The sequence below is a fragment of the Parasphingomonas puruogangriensis genome, assembly GCF_036663635.1.
Lineage (GTDB): Bacteria > Pseudomonadota > Alphaproteobacteria > Sphingomonadales > Sphingomonadaceae > Sphingomonas.
In genome coordinates this window covers 250,422-265,540 of sequence record NZ_JAXOJI010000005.1, presented here as the reverse complement: position 1 = coordinate 265,540, position 15,119 = coordinate 250,422, and the positions used below count along the sequence as shown (strand labels likewise).

Here is a 15,119-nt window from a genome sequence, read left to right as displayed (position 1 = left end):
GAGCTGTCTTGCCCTGCGGCGAGACAAGACAACTGGCTCTCAAACCGCGGGTTCGAATCCTACGACGACATCGTTGATCACTGCTGCGACGCCTGGAACAAGCTCGTCGACCGGCCCTGGAGAGCTTGCGTCGCGATACTGCCTACCGCGTCGATGCCATCGACCCCAGCGCAACACGCTGCGGCTGCTCGATCCCGCGAACCAGGCCATCATCTGGAACCCCGCCGAGAGCGGCGCGGACCAGGCCGAAGCCTACACCGAGGTCGCGCAGGAGTTTCGCACCGGCGACCGCGTCTAGTTCACCCGCAACAACCACAGTGCCAAGCGGGTCAACGGGCGCACGGCCGAGGTGGTCGCGATCGACCCGGACGAGGGCCTGCTCGTCGTCCGCAACAAGACCGGCAAGCGTCAGACGCTCGACATGGCCCGCGTCGCCGATCGTCACATCCGCCCCGGCTGGGTTTTGACCATCCACGCCGCCCAAGGGGCGACCAGCGACCGGGTCATGGTCCACCTGGAGTCGCTCCGCAGCAACGTCGATGCCCGCATCGCCTATGTCGCCATCTCCCGCGCCAAGACCCATGCCACCATCTACACCGACGATCGCCTGGCGTTTTTGGACGCCATCGAGGGCCGCGACGGCGCGAAGGTCGGCGCGATCGACGAGACGCTGTTGCGCGGCAAGGTGGCGACGATCGCCACCCCCGCACCCGTCAGGGCCGTGGGGATCGCGATCGGCGGGTAGTTTTCACCTAGTGGTCAGGTTCCAAGTTTTTCTGCGTCCAACGGAACGCTAAATAGCAAATTCCGATATCCACAACACCAATCGGGAAAAGCAACCCTCCCGGATACAGATTGTCATTGGGACCAAGTGCAACCAAGAGAACATGGAAAAACGCTACGGCAGCTAGAAAAATAAGTATGACATTTCTGCTAGCCATGCCATCAATAGATTTGCCAACAAAGGATGTCACAAAGACGCCTAAGAATACGACCTTTCCTTTACCCGGAAGGATCGCCTCATTGACAGCAATCGCAACAACTAAGCTGGCGGCCATGCATACTAATGCCCAACCCAATGAGATTGGTTTCGTATCGCCACCCACGGTCACTTCTTGCCACCGAGACAGCCGCTGCCAGCAATAGTGCCATATACGTCATACGCGAGCCCACCAATTGCAAGCGCTTGTCCTGCAACCGGAAGATTCTTTGCCAAGCCCTTGGCACCATCCGTCAATCCAGCGGCAGCCGATACATAGTGTCCAGAACCACCAATTATTGCTCCGGTAGCGTCTTTCCCAGCTACACCAAGCCCGAGCGCTGCAACGCCGGTATAAGAACCGACAATTGATGCTCCAGCGGTCAGCAACCCCCGGCCCTCAGGAACGAACGATGCTGCTACGCTCAAACCATCAAGCGCCAAGACGGCCTTATTGTCCCACAGGGCCTTTCCAACGCACTGTAGAGTGGAGGGCTCCACCTTTTGCGGCGCATACATCAGGACGATAGCATTACCTAAGCTCTTCTACCCACAGTCGATAACTCACACTTAAGACCCACATATAGCAGAACTAGTGTGGCACTCATTCCTAATACGAGGAATGTCATAACCAACGGCAATGGCACGAAAGGGAGTTGCATCGAAGCTCCATATCCACAAACTACAGAAAATATAAATATCTGTGGAGCCAGATCGACCAGTAAACTGGGCCTGTATCGAAATGCAGTGAATTTTAATATCGCAAAAGCAAAATACCTAGGGAAAGTAACAACAGACGTTGCAACTAACCAGCTCACTAGTATGAGCCCCCACTCGCGGCCGCCCATGATTAACACTTCCTTCTAGTTCGGGCTGAACCAATCATATTTTCGGCAGCGCTCTGAGCCTTGTCCTGAAAAAAGCCACCTGCGTTTCCACCCACGCTTGGGATTACAGACGTAAGCGCAGAGAATATTGCGTTGTTTTCAGCTCTCGTATCTCCCGTGTTGATGGCTGCCCCGATATTGCCGATGGCTTGCAATCCGCCTCCGATGCCCTTCGAAAGCAAACCCAGGCCTATCAAGCCACTGCTGCTTGCTGCTGTCGCTGCTCCTACCGGTGCACCTATTCCTGTTGCGGTGATAGCTGCCCCGCCGACTACGCCAACCGCTCCTACGGTCACGGCTATGTCACCCGCCGATGAAAATCCCTCGCCTAAGTCAGAAAGGCCATTCCAGAAATTCAGCGCGCCTTGGTGACACATCGGCTCGGCATTTTGCTGCTTATCTACTGAACCGCCGAGTGCCATATCAAGACCGTTTAACCCCGCTTGCACTGCAACAAAATTCCAGCTGCCGATCATAGTTTCGTTCTGCTGCCGAATTGCCGTGACGATACACTCGTCCAAAGCTCCACCGTCGGGGCCGCAAGCTCCCTGAGAAAGCCCTGTCGGATCGGAGTAATTCACCGGATCTCCGCCGACGTAGTTGTACCAGTTCAGTCCATCGGCGTAGCCAATGGGATCGGTTTGCATGAAGCGGCCGAGCGTGGGCGAATACATTCGCGCCTTATAGTAATATAAGCCGATTTCTTCAAGGAAAGCCTGGCCCGTATACTGGAACCGTCCGACGCTGCCCGGCCCAGGAATGCCGTATTCGTCGTAGACGTTTGTTCCGGTCGCCGTGCCGCTCGCATCGCTATAGGCAACGATGCTGCCCCGCTCATCAGCATGAGCAAACCGGCGGTCATTTTGGCTGGATCCTTCGTACTGCACTAGCAACTCATCAGGACCAGGGCCGTACACAAACCGCCGCCGAACTACACCCGTCGGATTGTCAATCTCCGCAGCCATTGATGTGCCGTCGTAAATGAATCTAGTAGACACCGTCGTGTCGTATTCAACCAGCCTCTGGAAGGGATCATAATATAAGGTGGTGCCATTGCTTACTGCCTTCAGCATATTCTCGAGCGAATAGGTATACACCGTCGTGCCGGAGCCGGTAAGATTCCCACGTGCGTCATAGCTCAGTGCAAACGGTCCGGAGGCAGTTGCCTGGTTCAAGCCGTTGACTGAATATGGGCGGTTGATATCACTTGGACTCACCCAGGAATAACTGTCGTTAGATCGCATCGCTGTCTTTATTTGCCCAACGGGATTGCGAGTGAATGACAATGTGACATCTCTAGATGCTCCGGCTAGGTCCTGAGACAAACTATTAAGACCCGAAGTAGCATCGTACCCGTAGGCGGTCACTGTTCCATTGCCACGGGTGAGGCTCGTCCTGCGGCCGAGCCCATCATACGCATAAGTGGCTAGCACCTCTATTCCCGATGTCGCCCCGTTTTCCCGAATAGCGGTGACCTGGCCCGTCGCGTCATAGTCATAAGTTACATAGAATCCATCATTCCATTCTTGCCTCGTCCGAGCACCTGCCAGATTGTATTGGTATGAAACTGACCCAAATGGCTGAGACTCAGCAGTGATGCGCCCGAGAGCGTCGTAAGTTAGGCCAACGTTTATTCCGCTTTCGCTCGCCGATGATAATTGGTTAATCAAATCGTAGCCGTAGCTGGCGTCAGTTTCTGGCGACGGCCGATCCTTTAATGTTGTTCTATTAAGAGCATCGTAGGTGAAAGCAATCGATTGCCCGCTTCGCAAGCGACGGGTCTTAACGTTTCCATTGGAATCATAGCTAAATTGTTCGTAGTCACTTGTATTCCATTGCCCCGACGCTGTCTTGGACGGAAAGTAAGTCGTGCTGGCACGATCGAAGCCGTCATAAGCTTGCTTGGATACGTTGCCGTTGCCGTCTGTAACTGTGTCGACGAGGCCATTTTGCGTATAGCTTGTTCTTTCTTCGCGCTGGAAGCTGGTACCTAAGGCGCTGAACGTGTTTGTGACACGACCAACCGCGTCACGCTGAACCTTGATAATGCGGTCGTTCCCTGAGGTACCTGCCGTGGCCAGCGTACAGGCAGACGCCGGCAGCGATCCGAAAGAGGCCGGGTTGAGGCGTGACGCCGTGCATTCACTGAGTCCCGCGGCGTCGTAACTATATTGTGTCACATTGTAGGTTGTGGATCCCGCGCTAACTACATCCTTAACCTTTCGGCCTGATGCGTCGTAGCTCGCCGTCGATTGTTGCAACGACGTGAAGTTTGCCCAAGCGGTATCATCCGTCCCGGTAACCGTCCCTAGCTCCGTCATCGTCGGCTGGCCGTCCACATCGTACGAGAGCCGGATCCCGCGCCTCGGCAAGGCTGCTATGCCATCCGGGTCGGCCGATATCACGCCTGAGACGTTCCGCGCCGAATTATAGCGGTATGTCGTGACGTCGTTCACCGCGGTAAGCGGACCATCAACAGTAGTCACGTTGCCAATGTCATCGTATCCGAACGAAGTCTTTGCGAGACTGGCGACATCGTTCGCCTGAAACGCGAGACCCGAACCCCGTGTCACCGATACTGGTATTCCATTGTTTGCGGCGCCGGCTGCCTGAGGTCCATAGCTGACCACAGAGCGGACTTCATCCGCTCCGTTGATGCAGCTTGCCGTAGTTCGGCATGCCGAAACAGAGGTTTGGCGATACATCGTCGCGCCCGATGCTACGATGGTGCCGGACGCGCCTTTGAAGTAGGCTTGAAGAGGCGTATATCCATAGCGGGTCTCGGGGCGAACGCTCACGCCGTTCACCATGGCGGCGGGCCGCTTCACACTTAAAATGCCACCGTGGGTCGGGTCGTAGGTGTAATCGGTCTGCGCGCCTTTGGCGTCCTGTGTCCAACTTGGTTGATTACAGGTTTTCGTATTGCTGCAGCCGACAGGGTACCCCGCCTTGGTGACGATGTCGGGCGGGGTGCCGGGCGTCTTTGATATAAGGCGTGTTTCGGTCAGGTTGCCGCGCGCACTCGCGTCGCCATAGGTATAGCTTGTAGTGTTCTGCTCTGGCTGGATTGTCTTCTTTAGGCGGCCCTGCGTATCGTATTCGTATCTAGTGGTTCTAAGAAGCTCGTCTCTTACGGAAACCGGCAATCCCACTGTGGTGTCAGAAACCACGACTCTCGTCGTTGCGTCCGGGTTTGTGATCGTAGCCGTTAAAAGATTCCCATTCAGCGACCATGTATAGCCAGTAATACGCCCATCCGTATTGACCGAGCCTACGCGACCGTTACCGTCCAAGGTTATTGTTATGTTGTCGGTCGTCGAGCTCGGCCGTTTAATCTTATACGTGACTGGGATCCCAGTCCCGCTTGTGCGGGTGTAACGCGTCAATTGGCCGAATGCGGTCACGTACTGTATGAAATCATACCCAGATATTGATGACGAGTACGAAGCACCCGGCCAAGGGCGACTAAAGGTGCAGCTGACGGCATCCGGCGCACAATAGTCAACTGCTAGATTGAATGCTGTTATGCTATTCAGCTTGTCCCAGTTAACCGCCTGGGTAGGAAGCGGGTTGTCCATCTTGTTATTGGCGTATGAGTAGAGCAACTGATAGCCATAAGAGCTCTTGACGCTTTGCACTCGGACCTTTGTTCGATACAGCGATTGTGGGCATGGCTCCTGGTTCAGCACCGAGCAATAGTCAACACTCAGGTAAGTAATCGTGATCGTATCACCACGGGAGCCTAAAATTTTCGTCAATCTTGCCTTGAGCGACGGTCCATCCTGAGTCGCGGCCGTAGTGTACCCGTAAACATAGGCCGTCCCATCCGCTAACGTCAGCGTATAGCCGGCACTGCTATTAACGAAGGTGACGGGCTCGCCGGTCGTGGAGGTGTAGACCCCTCCAGCAAGCACGAACTTATATGACCTGGCGCCTGCATCGGACGGAACGGTTGCCGACCAGATGGCGCCATTTACATATACGGCTTGTCCGAAACTACTCCCTCCAAAGACTCCTCGCCCCCTGACTAACGCCAACGTCCCTTCGCCGGAGCCTATCGAAAGTTCTGTTACCGGCCGGAATTGCTCGCCTGTGGCAAGATTAACGCCATTAGCATCCAGGGAATACCGCGCAGGAGGTGGATCTGAGTCCGTCCCCTGCGCATATGCAGGCAACGCCACGCCTGATAGCAATGTACTGGCGAGAAGAGAGGCTACTAGCTGCGCCCGACCGCGCGAATGATGTCGATACATTTTTAACCCCGGATGTAGACCTGTTACCTGTCTAGATGTTCGCATTTAGGCAATGCTAGGCCAACAATCGAACTACTCTGGGGGTGAGATTAAACCTGTGCCGGGATCCACATATGTTAGGTCACTGCCGGCTGAACTATCCTCAGGTTGAGCATCTGTGCCAGTACCGCCGCATGCTGCCAATGTACCAGTCGATGTCACCTTAAGCGTTCCTACAGAGGTGGCTCCTAAGCTATCTGCTACGATGTAATTGAAAGCCGAGGGTCCTTTGTTGTAAGTGATAACCCACACTGTCGAACTGCTTGACTTCCCCGCCTCTGCATCACCGCTTGTGCGCGTTATGGACTGCAAGACCAACGGAACGTTGCCTTCGGGATCGGAGTCATTCAGGGTTAGGTTCTTGCTGCCGTCCGAATGGCACAGCAGGCTGTAAGTGTCCGCAACTGGTACCGGAGGCTGATTGACGGTAGGCGTAGGTGTGGGCGTAGGCGTAGGCGTCGGTGTGGGCGTAGGCGTAGGCGTAGGCGTAGGCGTAGGCGTAGGCGTAGGCGTAGGCGTAGGCGTAGGCGTAGGTGTCGGACAGGACGCCAAAGGCCCGCTGGCCACGATGTAACGCAGCCGATTATCTGCGGAGTCGTGGCAGATGGTTGTCGAAGTTGTACCGTTAACTTTCACCACCGACGAACCAATCAACCGACCTAATCCATCATAGGTATAAGTCGTGGTGTCTGCAGCATTTGCCTGGTTCGCGAACAACCACGCGCCACTGGCGGATGCCAGCAGTAGCCATCTTACCCTTTTCATGTGTCCCCCCGAATTTCGGACATAGATTTCACGCGAGGGGGATCAACGCAAGCAATTATATTGGATCTGCGAGGTGGTGTTTGTCACGTGCCCAACGCCAGCCGGAATCGCCATCCACGCTTATGGAGTGGAGCGTATATCGTCGGCTTGTTTGCCTGATCCGCGATAGCGTGCAACTCTGAGCATTAAGATGTCATTCTCGGTGCGGAGCTCTACAGTGCATATGGATGACAACCGGCAAACGAAGTCCTGCAGGAGGTGATTATCATTTTTGTGCAGTCGTTGGTTCAGGACCCCGCGGTACCCCCAGGTGCGGCTGGAAGCAGTTCTCTGCTTAACGCTGCTGAATGGACGCAGGGCACGATGTTGGGGACGGTTGCAACGACGGTTGCTATCGTCGCGGTCGCGGCAACGGGCGTGCTCATGTTTTCGGGCCAGATCAATGTCCGTCGGGGACTTACCGTCGTAGTTGGCTGCTTCATATTGTTTGGTGCGTCGAGTATTGCTGCGGGGCTGCAATCGCTAACGGGCAAAGTCGTTGAAAGGCCGATTCCAATCTTATTCGAACCGTCAGAGCCCACGACGCCCATGAGACCACCGCCGCCCCGCGTTCCCGCGGAACCTTATGATCCCTACGCGGGCGCGTCGGTGCCGCAGCGATAACACTTGAACGAAATACCAGTGTCTTGGCGCAGCACCACTTCCGACACGGCCCGCCGTCCGCCGCTGCGGGTGAGCTGCACGAAGATATCGACGGTGCTGCGCACATAATGGTGCACGTCATCACGGCCGAGCTTGGTGCCGGTTTGCAGCACGAGCAATGTGATCTGCTCGATTGCGCGCGCGGCGCTGTCGGCATGGACGGTGGTCATCGATCCAGGATGCCCGGTATTGACCGCTCGCAGGAAGGTATAGGCTTCTTCACCCCGCAATTCGCCCAAGATGATGCGGTCGGGTCGCATGCGCAGACTCGCGGCGAGCAGATCATCCGCACTGACCCGTGCCTCGCCCAGACTTCCTCGCGCCGCAAGCAAACCCACGGCATTGGCGTGGCGCATATGCACTTCGGGGGTATCCTCAATCAGGATCAAACGCTCCTCCGCCGGAATCTCGCGGATCAGCGCATTCAGGAACGTGGTCTTGCCGCTCGAGGTGCCGCCCGACACGAGGATGTTCTTTCGTGCGCGAACCGCGCTTGCCAGCATGGCCGCGATGTCGCCGACCGCCAGCAGACCGGCGAGTTCCATATCGATCTCCGATGCCGCCGCGGCAGTCCCCCGCTGCGTCCCTTCGAACGCGCCGTGCGCCACATAGTCGGTGAGCGAGAGATCGGGCGACACGTGCTTGCGGATCGCTAGCGCTAGGCTTCCGCGCGTTGCCGGCGCCGTGACGATTTGCACGCGCGCGCCATCCGGCAGGGTCGCCGATAGCAATGGATGTTCACGACTGATCCCCTGATGCGACAGCGCTGCGATCTGCCGCGCCAGCCGCTCTAGCGTCGCTTCGTCCAGACCGGGCGCCTCTAGGCGCTCGATGCCACCGCTGATCGTCTCGACCCACACTTCGCCGGGACGATTGACGTATATGTCAGTCACGTCGGCGCGGGCGAGCATCTCGGCCAACGGTGCCAGGTAGGATTGGAGGTAAATCGACCGGTCGGCAAGCGCGCTCATTTTATAGTCTCGACGTCAGTGAAATCGAGATCCCGCGCGACGAACACCATAATGGTCGTGCCCTGCCGCACGGTCAACGTTGGTTGCACCTGATTGTTATTAAAAATCTGTTGCGCGCCGCTGCCGAGAGGAACACCCACCACGACGCTATTGTTGTTGTTGCCAACTCGGCTAGCTAGATTTACGCCCAGATCGAGTGTCGATTGCAAGATCGCCGCGCCAAAGCGCGCGAGGAAATGGGTGTTAACCTTGCCTCTAATCCCACCACGCCCAAGGGTGTCTGCGGCCGGTGAGTTGAGCGCGATGGTCACGCCGTCGGGACGAACTAGCCGGCTCCACATTACGCTCGCGCGATTTTGCCCGGAGCGAAGATCTGCACCATATTCGCCGATCAGACGGCTGCCCCGGCCAATCAGCACCTTAGTGCCATCGAAGCCTCGCACGTCGCGCTGCACCAGGGCGCGAACCAGGCCAGGACGCGTGGAATCGAGCGCCGTCTCGAGCACTGCCGGGATCAGCGTGCCCTGCGGCACGGTGGTCGGGCGTTGCCGCATCATGGTCGCCCGCGCGCGTTCGCTTCCTCCCGGCCGCCCCGACGCGGCGACTGCGCTTGCGCCCGCAGTTAGCGGAGCGGATGACGCAACCGCTTCGGCTTGCGTTGAGTCGAAGACTAAGGCGGAAGCGTTGTTTCCCGCAGCGGGCGGCGGTGAGGGAAGCGGCACGTCAACCGGTAACGGTTGAGGCATCGGCAACGGCTGGTAAACCTGTGGTGCGGGAGGTGGCGCCGAAGGTGTGATCGGAACCTGTCGCGGTTCCATGAATGGAGCTGGTGGCAGCACTACCGGCTCTGGCGGCACGAACAGCATCGGAGAGGGCGCCGCCGCCCTGGCATAGGCATCGCTGGCGCGCACCTTCGTCGCTGGCGCGGTCAGCGAGCGGCGTTTCGTATCGAGCAGTACAAAGAGCAGGATCGCGGCTAGCGTCACGCCGCCGGCAATAAGCCACCATGGCAGCCCCCGAGGCAGATGCGCCACCACTGGTCGCACGTCTGCTTCGGCCAACCCCTTACGAGGATCGTCTCCCCTGGGGCCCACGGCGGAAGAGCTGCGCGCAACCATCATTTGCGATCCAGCACCCGCGTTGCGGTAGCGGTACGCTTGTCGATACGGAACAGCAGTTTCGGCTTCACGCCATCGATGACATATTGGCCCGCACGCATCGCCCCCTCTACCAGCACTTCGCGCCCATGCTCGTCATAGGCAAATATCGCCGGAAGCGGCCGATCGGCTGGAAACTCGATAAAGGTTTTGGTGCCGTCATCGCTGATCGCCTCAGGCAGCAGAGCTTTGGCACCACGCAGCTTGTAGAGCCCATCCTCGAGGGCGGGTATAGATGGGGGCATCGCCTGGAGCGTTGCGAGCGCCGTCTCGGGGTATGTGAATCGCACCGTATAGGCCGTGTTGCCCATCGCGCCGTAAAGCGGGGACAGTTCGAAATTATAGCTTCGTGCGTCGGTGATAACAGTCAGGTTGGTTGTGACGCCAGCCGCGACCGGTTTCACAAACAGGTGATCGCCACGCTTGTTGGGCGTCACCTGCCAAGCGGCGCTATCGCCCACAGCGACATTTTCGATACGCTCGTCGGGGCCAAATTCTACCGACAGCTGGAATCCACTGGCAACCTGCAATTGCACGACCTGATTAGCGTCGTAGGGCACGCTCTGGATCCTCGGATCACCCGGCCCCGCAACCGGGCGCAGTTGCGCTGTCGCGCCATCGATCGCGGCTACGCTAGAGAGCACCAGGCCGAGCAGAGCGCGCCGCGGCGTCAAGGTTGAGCCGCCGGTAGTGGCTGTACCGGCACCGGTCGTGAACCTGGTAATCTCGGGAATGAAGGTGTTGGTTCCGCGGACGGTGTAAGTAGGATGGGTTCGGCAATGGGCAGCGCCTCTGCATCTCGGCGATAGCGCAGAACCTGAAAGCCCAGCGGATTCAAGAAGCGGTCGTCGCGCTGCATCGGCTCGCCCGAGAACCGATAACGCACGACAGCAACCCAAGGCTGCCACGGCAACGCGCGACCGCCAGCATCGCGCCGCTGCGTTTCGAAGCGAACCAGTGCACTGTTGCCGCCCAATGGCGAGATGCTTTTAACCCGCGTCTCGATCACCGTGCTGCGAGGCAAGCGAGCAAGCGGGCTGTCCGGGTTAGATGCCTGTACGCTGGCAACATAGTCGGCCTTGGCCCGGTCCGCTGACCACAGGCTTGCCTTACGATAGTTGGCCTGCAGCGCGTCAGCGTCGAAGCTCTCGCGGGCGATGACATATTGAACCAAGAACGACTGGGTCAGTGCCGTGTCGGGCGCGATCTTCGCCCCATCCAGAGGTTTGAGCGCCTCAACGAAGCCGGTGTGGCGATCCACAAGCAAGGTATAGGGCACAACGGTTTTGAGAGGCAGAAGGACGATCAACGCGATCGCCTCGAACAACGCTATAACGACGGCAATTGCTGCGATGATCCACGCACTTCGCCGCGATCCGCGGAGCTCGGCATTGCGATCTGCCGCCCAGCTCTCGCCCTCGCTATAATATGCGTCGAGCGCTTCGCGTTGCTGCTGCTTCATGATTTCCTATCCCGCCGCGAAGCGCCCGCGGATACGCGAGTGCCGGTCCGCCGACGATAACTCTGTCCGAGGGGGACTATCGCCGCGACGGTGCGATCACGCGACACCGCTTGAAAGATGCCGTGTGTACGAGCGCCCCCCGCAGAGCCCAATCCGGCGACCGGCATAAGCTCGCGCCGCTGCGTCGCGGCAACGGCATCCGCAACGGCCAGAGCACGTGAGCGTTGATCGACCACAGCTCGATCCCCGGTCGCGATCGGATAGGTAGCTGACGATGCCCCATCGACCGTCCCCGCTAACCTACTCGGTAGTAAACGCCACGCCTCTGGTAGACGGAAGCCCGCTGCCACTTTGGCGGTGGCGATCAAGGCGGCCAACATTGTCAGCGCAAATACCAATGCTATCACCAGGCCTTCCACAGGCACGCTCGGTGTTGGCACATCGGCGCGGCGTTCGGCGAGCACAGTCGCCAGCCAAGGCTCCATCATCGCTAGTTGCACGCCTAGCAGTATTGCCGTCGATACTGCCCCTAGTGCCGCGCCCGCCAGCCCACGCACCCACCCCTCGAACAGCCCACGCGTGGCATCGAAAAGCAGAAACAGCGCGAACAACGGCCCGAGAGCAAGCAACAGTCCTGCAATCAGCCGCACACTGGCGAACGCTGTGATCGTCGCCGTCAGGTATACGGTCCGCGCGGAGGCTACGCGGCTCGCGTCTTTCTCCGGGTTCCAGGCAAGTCGCCCGGACAGCTGTTGCAGGCGCTGCATCTGTTGTTGCTGTTGCGCGGCAGTGCGAGGCGTAGGCTCCTCACTCATAGCATCGCTGCCATCCGGTCGTCCTGTGCCCAGCACGATAAGCTCGGCAAACCCGTTATCGATCCGCTGCAACCGCGCGACCAGCCCGCCTCCAGCGCCCGGCAGCGCTGCACTACTGCCGATGCTGGTCGCCAGTTCCGCTGGCGCGTGCATCGTCACGTCATAAGCCAATGTGCGAAACGCTGGCCAGCTAGTCGCCAGGACAAGAACGATGCCGATTTTCACTACCGCTATCACGCCGTCGCGCAGCTCGGGCACATGGCCCAACAGCAAACGATAGCCGAACAAAGCAATGAAGATTGTCAGAAGCGCGGTCAGCATCATGGCGACCGGTGATCCCGGCATGGCCAGCGCCTGATAGCCATTCTGGCCAATCATCTGGGCCTGGCAATCGACATAGTTCAGCAGCCCGCTGAGGAACGCATCGCCGGGGAGGATCGCCGGACACGCCATCACACGCGCTCCAGCAGTTGCGGGAGCCAATCAGCCGGATCGTCGCCGCTGGTCTGCCGGATTTCATCGAGCAATCGGACCGAGCGCTCACGGCCTGATAGGATCGTCAATATGTCGCGCTCGCCGGACAGATCGAGGCGTGCCACCACGCTATCGGTGCCGTGCTTGATCAGAAAGCAATGCGCATCGTCTGGCAGCGTGCGAACCAATTCGTATTCGTGAGCCGTCAGCCCGAACCCGTCAATATAATCGGACGCACGCGCCTTGGGATTGGTCATGAAAATTTGCGTCGCAGCCTGCTCGATAATCGCGCTGGCGATCTTGCTTTCCAACGCATCCTGCGCGCTCTGCGTGGCGAAGCCGACAATACCATTGCGCTTGCGGATGGTCTTTTCCCAATCCTTGATCCGCCGTACAAACACCTCGTCGTCTAGCGCTTTCCAGCCCTCGTCCACGACGATGATCGCCGCTGTACCGTCCAATCGCTCTTCCACGCGGTGGAACAGATACATCATGGCGGGTGTGCGCAGCGCTGGATCGTCGAGAATAGCGGTCATGTCGAACCCTACCGCATCGGCCGTTAGATCAGTCAGATCTTGGACATTGTCGAACAACCAGGCGCGCTCGCCGTCTAGCGCCCACGGGCGGAGGCGCGCCCACAGATCGGCGGCATGCGGGCGATGCCCGCCGCGGAACAGTTCGGCCAGGTGGCGCAAGCGGCGATGCTCGATCGGCTGAGCGAAGTTTGCGTCGATCGCATCTTTGATCCGGGCCACCTCATCGACGTCTGCGCCACCCACGAGCTGTGCCACCCAGTCGATCAAGAATTGTCGGTTAGCGGGAGTGTCCTCGATCTGTAGCGGATTGAGCCCTGCGGGTGTGCCGGGGCGCAACAGGTCGTAGCGCCCTCCGATCGCGCGGATGAACAGTTCCGCACCGCGATCCTTATCGAAGAATATGATTCTTGGAGCAAATTTTCGTGCTTGGGCGAGCAGGAAGTTGAGCACCACCGTCTTGCCCGACCCCGATGGTCCGATAATCGTGAAATTGCCCAGGTCGCCGTGATGGAAGTTGAAATAATAAGGCCCCGCGGCGGTCGTCTCGAGCAAGGTGACCGCCTCGCCCCAATGATTGCCTTCCGCGCGCCCGATCGGAAAATTGTGGCTGCTGGCAAACCCTGAAAAATTGCTTGTCGAGATCATCCCACGCCGCGCGATATATTTAAAGTTTCCAGGGAACTGCGCCCAGAAGGCGGGCTCCAGCGCCAAATCCTCTCGCACCCCGATGATGCCGAGATCGGCCAGCGAAGCCAGCACCTCCGCGACACCTTCGTCGACTTCCGCCAGCGTGCTGGCGCGCACTGCGACAGTCATGTGATGCTCGCCATAGCCGGCGCGCCCGGCTGCAACTTCGTCCTTGGCCGTCGACAGTTCGCCACGCAGGCTGAGTGCCTCATCCTCGGTCGAGCGCATCCGTCTTACCGCCAGATTCATACGGCCCAACGCCGCCGCGCGATCAACAAAGCCGAACGATTGCGACACGGTCAGCTCAAATGGCAGCCGCAATAGTTCGTCCAGCATGCCCGGCGCCGTCTGCGCGGGATAATCCTTGATCGATACCAGTCCAACGAACTCGCGCGGGCTCGCGCCCGCCGCACCCAGTTCGACAGTCTCCTGTCCGAAACTGACGCGCTTGTACGGCAGGTAGGCGCCGAGATCCTGCAGCGGCATCAGCACGGGGCGCATCTCGCCATGATAAAGCGAGGAAAGAAACTCGAGCGGTTCAGAGCAGGCGCCTGCCGCCGTGTCGTAGGCGCCGAGCAAGCGTGGCTGATAGCTACCGAGCTGCGCGAGCAATGCATCACGCGCCTGATCGAGCTGTCGCACCTCATGAGCCGAAGCTAAGGCCGGCCCATGACCCGCCCGTTCGAATAAGCCACGCACCCTATCGGCAACGCCGACCCGGCCCTGTAACGGTCGGCGCACTAGGGTAAGGAACAGGTCGTTGACGTACAGCTGTTTCGCCGCGAGCTTCGCTCGCCAGGTCGCGTCTAGCTCTCCTGAAAAGGGATCTGGGAACGTTGCCTTCAATTCGACGTCTACACGTCGCCGAACGACATGATGATAAAGAGCAAACCGCGATGAGCCGATCGCCTGCAGCATCGCATCGCGCAGGCCCTTACGATAGTTGATCTCGTCGCTGTCGGCTGTCTCGAACAACAGACCGCGTAGATGGATGAACTGGAGCAGCAGTCCGTCGCGCGTTTCGATCGTGTAGTCGTCGACGTGCCTGCCATAAGGCAGGTGATGTCCAGCCGCTTTCTCCCGCGTGATCGCCTGCGGATCGGCGCTTAAGGGCGGTAGGAGTTGCATCGCCAGATCGCATGGTTGCGCACCCGTGGGGTCTTGGACACGCGCGTTAGCCACAAATCAAAGATGCGGGGCTCGCGCAGGCATGCGAGCACGCCTGCAACATGGACGATGATCGCCACGACCAACACCCAGATCGAATGGAATATGAGGAACAGTTCGGTGGCTACGATCGCGTTAATCACGAAATAGCTGTATGTGACACCGGCAAACATCTGTGGACGCGTTAACGCCACGAAAAGGGGATCGCGATCTAGGCCGTTCATT

Annotated in this window: 13 protein-coding genes; 2 read left to right on the top strand and 11 right to left on the bottom strand. The window is 58.7% G+C overall.

Translation table 11 applies throughout. From position 1 onward, the window contains the following. The first annotated feature begins 349 nt into the window (after positions 1–349). Positions 350–745 (top strand): ATP-binding domain-containing protein, encoded by a 396-nt coding sequence (locus tag U1739_RS14265; protein ID WP_332709193.1) that lies wholly within the window; start codon positions 350–352, stop codon positions 743–745. A gap of 7 nt (positions 746–752) precedes the next feature. Here U1739_RS14265 and U1739_RS14260 read toward each other — a convergent pair whose 3' ends face one another. The 4 genes from U1739_RS14260 to U1739_RS21225 all read right to left on the bottom strand — a co-directional run bounded on the left by U1739_RS14260 (position 753) and on the right by U1739_RS21225 (position 6,923). Further along, the gene (locus U1739_RS14260; protein WP_332709191.1) at positions 753–1,106 is read right to left on the bottom strand and encodes a hypothetical protein; all 354 of its coding nucleotides are present in this window, start codon (positions 1,104–1,106) and stop codon (positions 753–755) included. 2 nt (positions 1,107–1,108) lie between these two features. After that, positions 1,109–1,498: a hypothetical protein gene (locus U1739_RS14255; protein ID WP_332709189.1), complete on the bottom strand. Its 390-nt coding sequence runs from the start codon at positions 1,496–1,498 to the stop codon at positions 1,109–1,111. A gap of 331 nt (positions 1,499–1,829) precedes the next feature. Next, on the bottom strand, positions 1,830–5,624 hold the full coding sequence (locus U1739_RS14250) for an RHS repeat domain-containing protein (protein ID WP_332709187.1): 3,795 nt from the start codon (positions 5,622–5,624) through the stop codon (positions 1,830–1,832). A gap of 567 nt (positions 5,625–6,191) precedes the next feature. Then, positions 6,192–6,923 carry an Ig-like domain-containing protein gene (locus U1739_RS21225; protein WP_443025566.1) on the bottom strand — a complete coding sequence of 244 codons (732 nt, stop codon included), beginning with the start codon at positions 6,921–6,923 and terminating at the stop codon, positions 6,192–6,194. Between the two features lie 258 nt (positions 6,924–7,181). Here U1739_RS21225 and U1739_RS14245 point away from each other — a divergent pair, with 258 nt between their 5' ends. Then, positions 7,182–7,586 (top strand): TrbC/VirB2 family type IV secretion system protein, encoded by a 405-nt coding sequence (locus tag U1739_RS14245; protein WP_332709185.1) that lies wholly within the window; start codon positions 7,182–7,184, stop codon positions 7,584–7,586. Here U1739_RS14245 and virB11 read toward each other — a convergent pair. The 7 genes from virB11 to U1739_RS14210 form a co-directional block, all read right to left on the bottom strand. After that, on the bottom strand, positions 7,556–8,596 hold the full coding sequence (gene virB11 / locus U1739_RS14240; protein WP_332709183.1) for a P-type DNA transfer ATPase VirB11: 1,041 nt from the start codon (positions 8,594–8,596) through the stop codon (positions 7,556–7,558). The two genes, U1739_RS14245 and virB11, sit on opposite strands and share 31 nt — an antisense overlap. Next, positions 8,593–9,633, bottom strand: a complete 1,041-nt coding sequence (locus U1739_RS14235; protein WP_332709181.1) for a TrbI/VirB10 family protein — start codon at positions 9,631–9,633, stop codon at positions 8,593–8,595. Before U1739_RS14235 ends, virB11 begins: the two co-directional genes overlap by 4 nt. Positions 9,634–9,713: 80 nt before the next feature. Further along, the gene (locus U1739_RS14230; RefSeq protein ID WP_332709179.1) at positions 9,714–10,427 is read right to left on the bottom strand and encodes a TrbG/VirB9 family P-type conjugative transfer protein; all 714 of its coding nucleotides are present in this window, start codon (positions 10,425–10,427) and stop codon (positions 9,714–9,716) included. Next, the gene (locus U1739_RS14225) at positions 10,424–11,215 is read right to left on the bottom strand and encodes a VirB8 family type IV secretion system protein (RefSeq protein WP_332709177.1); all 792 of its coding nucleotides are present in this window, start codon (positions 11,213–11,215) and stop codon (positions 10,424–10,426) included. The genes U1739_RS14230 and U1739_RS14225 overlap by 4 nt, the downstream gene beginning before the upstream one ends. Then, positions 11,212–12,483 carry a type IV secretion system protein gene (locus tag U1739_RS14220; RefSeq protein ID WP_332709175.1) on the bottom strand — a complete coding sequence of 424 codons (1,272 nt, stop codon included), beginning with the start codon at positions 12,481–12,483 and terminating at the stop codon, positions 11,212–11,214. The genes U1739_RS14225 and U1739_RS14220 overlap by 4 nt, the downstream gene beginning before the upstream one ends. Beyond that, positions 12,483–14,855 (bottom strand): VirB4 family type IV secretion/conjugal transfer ATPase, encoded by a 2,373-nt coding sequence (locus U1739_RS14215; protein WP_332709173.1) that lies wholly within the window; start codon positions 14,853–14,855, stop codon positions 12,483–12,485. Before U1739_RS14215 ends, U1739_RS14220 begins: the two co-directional genes overlap by 1 nt. Further along, positions 14,834–15,118: a VirB3 family type IV secretion system protein gene (locus tag U1739_RS14210; protein ID WP_332709171.1), complete on the bottom strand. Its 285-nt coding sequence runs from the start codon at positions 15,116–15,118 to the stop codon at positions 14,834–14,836. The genes U1739_RS14215 and U1739_RS14210 overlap by 22 nt, the downstream gene beginning before the upstream one ends. Position 15,119 lies beyond the last annotated feature (1 nt).

What these genes read in the sequence shown, in the direction of transcription:
- U1739_RS14255 (WP_332709189.1), bottom strand. Translation starts at nt 1,498, where the DNA reads ATGTATGCGCCGCAAAAGGTGGAGCCCTCCACTCTACAGTGCGTTGGA.
- U1739_RS21225 (WP_443025566.1), bottom strand. Translation starts at nt 6,923, where the DNA reads ATGAAAAGGGTAAGATGGCTACTGCTGGCATCCGCCAGTGGCGCGTGG.
- virB11 (WP_332709183.1), bottom strand. Translation starts at nt 8,596, where the DNA reads ATGAGCGCGCTTGCCGACCGGTCGATTTACCTCCAATCCTACCTGGCA.
- U1739_RS14225 (WP_332709177.1), bottom strand. Translation starts at nt 11,215, where the DNA reads ATGAAGCAGCAGCAACGCGAAGCGCTCGACGCATATTATAGCGAGGGC.
- U1739_RS14220 (WP_332709175.1), bottom strand. Translation starts at nt 12,483, where the DNA reads ATGGCGTGTCCGGCGATCCTCCCCGGCGATGCGTTCCTCAGCGGGCTG.
- U1739_RS14215 (WP_332709173.1), bottom strand. Translation starts at nt 14,855, where the DNA reads ATGCAACTCCTACCGCCCTTAAGCGCCGATCCGCAGGCGATCACGCGG.
- U1739_RS14210 (WP_332709171.1), bottom strand. Translation starts at nt 15,118, where the DNA reads ATGAACGGCCTAGATCGCGATCCCCTTTTCGTGGCGTTAACGCGTCCA.